We start from the raw sequence: 5,017 nt of genomic DNA, 5'->3' as shown, positions 1-5,017 counted from the left end.
GTATTATATTTTATTTAATTTTTAAATTATTAATCTTTAAAAGTAATATACTATTATAGGGTTAATGGAAATGAAATATAACTGTAATACAAACTGCTGATATTAAAGTGTATAATTAGAAAGAATTAATACAATATAAAAAATGAAACAAGACGGGGGTAAGTTATTTTGAAGAAAAAGACAATAGCAGCATTTGTTGGTGCTTCTGTAGCAGTAGCAGTATCTTCACAGCAGGCTGAGGCAGCAACTTATAAAGTTAAAAGTGGAGATTCTTTGTGGCTTATTGCTGACAAACATAATACTTCAATTTCGAAAATTAAAAGTTTAAATAAATTAAGCTCAAATATTATTTTCCCAAATCAAGTATTACAAGTACCTGGGTCATCAAGTACATCGAATTCTAACACTGGATCTACTTCAACTACATCAACGACATATTATACAGTCAAATCGGGAGATTCATTATCTGCTATTGCAGGCAAATATGGTACATCATACCAAAAGATTATGTCATTAAATGGAATGAGAAATACTATTATTTATCCAGGACAAAGAATTAAAGTTAATGGAACAGCAACTTCTGGAAGTGGTTCGAATAATAGTGGATCGTCAAATACTTCAGGTAGCACATCTACTTATACAGTTAAATCAGGAGATTCATTATCTGCTATTGCAGCTAGATATGGCACTTCATACCAAAAAATTATGTCTTTAAATGGATTATCAAACTTCATTATTTATCCAGGACAAAAATTAAAAGTAAGTGGTACAGCATCAAACTCAGGTGGTAACACAACTTCTAATAATAACAGTGGTTATGTGCCACCAACGTTTAGCCATCAAAATTTGTATGACTGGGGTCAATGTACTTGGCATGTCTTTAATCGTCGTAAAGCTATTGGTAAACCAATTAGTACTTACTGGTGGAATGCTAATAACTGGGCAAGTGCTGCAGCAAAAGATGGTTATAGAGTAAATCGTACACCTGCTGTAGGATCAATCTTACAATCATCTGTTGGATATTACGGTCATGTATCATTTGTTGAGCGTTTAAATTCAAATGGTAGCATTCAAGTTTCAGAAATGAATTTTGCATCATCACCAGGTATAACAACTTATAGAACAATACCTGCTTCACAAGTATCTAGCTATAATTTTATACATTAAATACTCAAAACTGGGACACTTTGATGTCTCAGTTTTTATTTGTGTAAACATAGACATGAGTGTGAATGTCTTATACAATATTAATATTAATATGTTGTTAAAGAAGTAAATACAAAGTGCGTTTTTTCATAGAAAATAAAATCATGACATCATAACAATTTTGATTATGACAATCGATAATTATTGATATTAAGGAGTATACATATGTCTGAAGAAAGAAACTACTTTTGGTTAAATTGTGGATATAATAGATGGAATCATACAGAACCATTAGAAGGTCAAATAGCAGTATTTGAATCAGGAGCAAGCTTTAATCCTAATCAAGGATATCATGCTTTTAAAACTGCAAAACCTGGAGATAAAGTAATTTACTATCAAGTTCAAAATCAAGTAGGATTGTTAGGATTTGGAGAAATTGTTCATGTTCAATCAGGTGGCAATCAAAAGGTTAGCATCCACTTTAAATTTGAACAATCTTTAACGATGTTATCTATCGAGTATTTAAAGAGAAGTGAACAATTAGAACTAAGAATTAAACAAATTACAGATCAATTGTTTAATCGTATTTCTAAAGAAGAGTTCGAACTAATTATTGGGTTAGGACAAGGTGCTATTAAGATTCCTAGATATTTCCTATTATCTGAAGAAATCCAATTTGAAGAAAATGAAACTTATACAATATTTACGCATACTGTAAATGGAATTAAAAGAAATGGTTACATCTATTACACTCAGCTAGAAATAGGTGATCAGATTGTATTCTTAAATAGAAATGCTAATCACTCAATAATTGGAATAGGTGAAGTATCTGATAGTATACATAAATTACCACCACAGCCAGGTAGAACAGATTCTACATGTATTACAGTTAAGTATCATAAAGATATTAATCCTGTAAGTGTTGGAGATTTAAATAAACATCAAGCCTTAAAAAAATTATACTTCTTACAAGAAAATTCCAAACAATCAATTGCGAATTTAACTAAAGCACAATATGATGCAATGATAGATATGAGCAATGGGACGTATGAACAAAGTTCAAATCAACAGTACGAAATGTCAGTACCACGTGAGCAAGAAAATGAACATAAAAAAGATAAGCCTATTATTCTTATGCTTTGTGATAATAAAGAAGATGGTTTGAAAAAAGCTAAACATTATGTTGAGCGTGAACTTGCTAAAGGTATTTATACTGTAGGACACCCAGATTTTACAGAAGAAATGTTATATGGAAGATACTTGCCAAACGAAAGTGGTGCATTGTATTACAGAGAAGGATTCATCACAGGTCATATTACAAGTTCTGAAAGAGAATGGCTCGTTATTGACCAGTTTGAAAGAATAGATCCAGAAATATTCCAATTATTCTTAAATGTGTTAGATGGTAATGAAATGACAATACCTAGATATAATCACGAAGGAAAAATGGTGAAATGGAGTTTAGAAAAAGACTCATTCTATCATCATAATCCAAAGTGGCGAATGATAGGATTGTGCTACGGTTCAATAGAAGATATTAAAGAACAATATTCACATCAATTTTTAAAACATTGTAGAGTATTACATGTAGGTTAATAAGTATGAAGAGCTATGGATATAAATCCTAAATCAAAATAAATAAGCATATCACTAAACTGATTTTTTAAAGTTTACAGTGATATGCTTATTTTTTTATCTTACGATTTTGTACGTGCATGCTTGCCTAGGGGTATGGCTCGAGCCTGTAGTCTCTCACACATACTATTCCCTCAGGCGTCAGCACTTACAAAATCGTTGGAATATCTATTTTTATATAATCTTGCGATTTTGTACGTGCATGCTTGCCTAGGGATATGGTTCGAGCCTGTGGTCTCTCACTCATACTTTTCCCTCAGGCGTCAGCACTTACAAAATCGTTGGAATATCTATTTTTATTCAAAAAATGAACACTCCTTATCAGCAATTTTTATAGAACCTGCTTATACTGTATCTCTTATTAGCAATTTTGGTAGATCCTGCTTATAACGCACCTCATATCAGCAATTTTGGTAGAACCTGCTTATAACGCATCTCTTATCAGCAATTTTGGTAGAACCTGCTGATACTGTATCTTTTATCAGCAATTTTGGTAGAAGCTGCTGATACTGTATCTCATATCAGCAATTTTGGTAGAACTTGCTTATAACGCACCTCTTATCAGCAATTTTGCTGAAATTTGCTGATACTACACCACTCCATTTATTTAATATTTATCAATTTGGGTTTATTATTTACCGAATATTCTGTAAGATAAGAATATGATTACGTAAATTTTTATCAATAAAATAGCGAAGGGGTCATTTTATGGAGAAAATCGTAGCATTTTCTGATTGGTTATGGGGGTATCCAATCGTAACACTTTTATTATTATCTAGTTTATTTTTAACGTTATATTTAGGCTTTATTCAATTTAGACATTTCGGATATATGATGAAACAAACGTTTGGAAGTATTAACAAAGAGCCAAAGGGTGAGGGAACAATCACACCAAGACAAGCTTTAACATCTGCATTGTCTTCTACGGTTGGTGCAGCGAATATTGTCGGTGTTCCTACTGCTATTATGATGGGTGGTCCTGGTGCTGTATTTTGGATGATGGTTATTGCATTTTTAGGTATGGCTTTAAAATATAGTGAAAACGTATTAGGTATTCATTATCGTGAAAAGAATGATATGGGAGAATATGTAGGTGGACCAACTCATTACATGAAAAAAGGTTTCAAAAATAAAAAAGTTGGACTCATATTCTCTTTCGTATTCGCATTTGCTTTAATGATCGAACTTATTCCAAGTATTATGGTACAAGGGAATTCAGCAGCAAGTGCGGTTGAAGATACATTCAATATTGATATGGGTATTACTGGTATATTTTTAGCTGTAGTAGCAGCAATGGTTGTATTCGGAGGTATTAAGCGTATTGCAACATTTACAGAAATGATAGTACCTATAATGGTTGGCTTATACTGTATTATGGGCTTCATTATCATTATCATTAATATTCAACATGTACCGAGCGTTATCGCATTAGTAGTTGAAAAAGCATTTAATCCTGATGCTGCTTTAGGTGGTAGTTTTGGTGCAGCACTTGCAACTACTGTTCGTTGGGGCTTTGCTAGAGGTATATACTCTAATGAAGCAGGTTTAGGTACTTCACCAATTGCACATGCAGCTGCAAAAACAGACCATCCTGTAAGACAAGCGTTCTGGAGTGTAAGTGAGATCGTTGTAGATACTTTAATTATTTGTAGTACAACTGCATTTGTTGTACTTGTTACAGACGTATGGAAAGATGACGATGCGAAAGGACAATCTGCTGCGTTAACTGCAAGAGCGTTTAATAGTGCTTTTGGTACTTTTGGAAGTTGGATAGTTTCTATTTCAATGGTATTCTTCGTCTTCTCAACAATAATAGTTGTTATATATTATGGATCTAGAATGGCAGAATACTTATTTGGACTAACAGCTGGATTCATAATGAAAATCATTTATGTATTATCAATTGCACTTGGGGCATTTGGTGCAGGTACACAATTATGGAACTTATTAGATATTGCTTTAGCATGTATACTAATTCCAAATATAATTGCAGTTGTCATATTAGCTCCTAAAGTAAAAGAGTTAACTAAAGAATTCTTTACAGGTAAGGAATTTTATTTGAAAGATAAAAAAGGTAAATAGTATGATTCATTTAATTTAATACAGTAAAAAGATTATAACCAAAAGTGTTATAATCTTTTTTTATTTTAAAAATAAACGTTCATATATAGAATTTGTGAGTAACTCATAACGGTTGGCAAATTGACCACTAAAAAATACATAAAATGTCAAATAT

General features: G+C 32.0%; 3 protein-coding genes. All 3 read left to right on the top strand.

Going from position 1 to position 5,017, the window contains the following annotated elements; genetic code table 11:
• Nucleotides 1–168: 168 nt before the first annotated feature.
• The 3 genes from CD129_RS08860 (at nt 169) to CD129_RS08845 (ending at nt 4,863) form a co-directional block, all read left to right on the top strand.
• Nucleotides 169–1,167, top strand: coding sequence for a LysM peptidoglycan-binding domain-containing protein (locus tag CD129_RS08860; protein WP_115337212.1), 999 nt, complete (start codon nt 169–171; stop codon nt 1,165–1,167).
• 204 nt (nt 1,168–1,371) lie between these two features.
• A complete protein-coding gene (locus CD129_RS08855; protein WP_078356910.1) occupies nt 1,372–2,742 on the top strand; it encodes an EVE domain-containing protein in 1,371 nt (456 codons plus the stop codon).
• Between the two features lie 747 nt (nt 2,743–3,489).
• A complete protein-coding gene (locus CD129_RS08845; RefSeq protein ID WP_115337214.1) occupies nt 3,490–4,863 on the top strand; it encodes an alanine/glycine:cation symporter family protein in 1,374 nt (457 codons plus the stop codon).
• Nucleotides 4,864–5,017: the final 154 nt, after the last annotated feature.

The organism is Mammaliicoccus fleurettii (assembly GCF_003970575.1).
In the GTDB taxonomy this organism is placed as follows: Bacteria; Bacillota; Bacilli; order Staphylococcales; family Staphylococcaceae; genus Mammaliicoccus; species Mammaliicoccus fleurettii.
Note: the sequence above shows the minus strand (reverse complement) of the source record. Positions and strands in the feature narration are given on the sequence as shown.

Coding starts and splice junctions, on each gene's coding strand:
- CD129_RS08855 (WP_078356910.1), top strand. CDS start 1,372: ATGTCTGAAGAAAGAAACTACTTTTGGTTAAATTGTGGATATAATAGA.
- CD129_RS08845 (WP_115337214.1), top strand. CDS start 3,490: ATGGAGAAAATCGTAGCATTTTCTGATTGGTTATGGGGGTATCCAATC.